General features: G+C 42.0%; 1 protein-coding gene. It reads right to left on the bottom strand.

The genetic code is table 11. The features are described from left to right. A partial coding sequence (locus GOU96_RS18285) for a protein-tyrosine phosphatase family protein (protein ID WP_324702124.1) occupies positions 1 to 476 on the bottom strand: 476 nt, incomplete at both ends.

Here is a 476-nt window from a genome sequence, read left to right as displayed (position 1 = left end):
TGTTAGACAGACCAACCAAAACCTTTTCTGTAAACCAATCCCAGTCTGGTGCACTGAAAGCAATATCACGAACATCCTTTACTGCCGACATTGATTCTTCTACACCGAACCCTTTGGATTTTAAAAGGTATGCTGCTAATGCTAGCCCTGTCCGATCTTTGCCTGATTTGCAATGTACTACAACTTTGCCTTGAGTCTCATTTTGTTCAATGAACTTGATAATTCGAGGTAATGCATCAAGACAAACCTCAAAATCACCACTTTGAACTGGTGCATTACTCGAAAGAGGAATGTGTTCATACGCAAAACCAATAGCCTTTAGGCGTGAAATATGAACACTCTCTCCGTCATTGACCGAAAGAATTGCTCGAACTCCAGATGACCACAACTCTTCTAGGTCCCACATGACTTTATCTGGCCCACAGCGCCCTGCTACAGAGTTTGTTACGAAAAAAAGATTTTCCAATTGAGCCTCA

Origin of the sequence: Vibrio sp. R-1 (assembly GCF_035615595.1) — a bacterium.
GTDB classification, from domain to species: Bacteria; Pseudomonadota; Gammaproteobacteria; order Enterobacterales; family Vibrionaceae; genus Vibrio; species Vibrio cholerae.
This window is presented reverse-complemented; position numbering and strand designations above follow the sequence as displayed.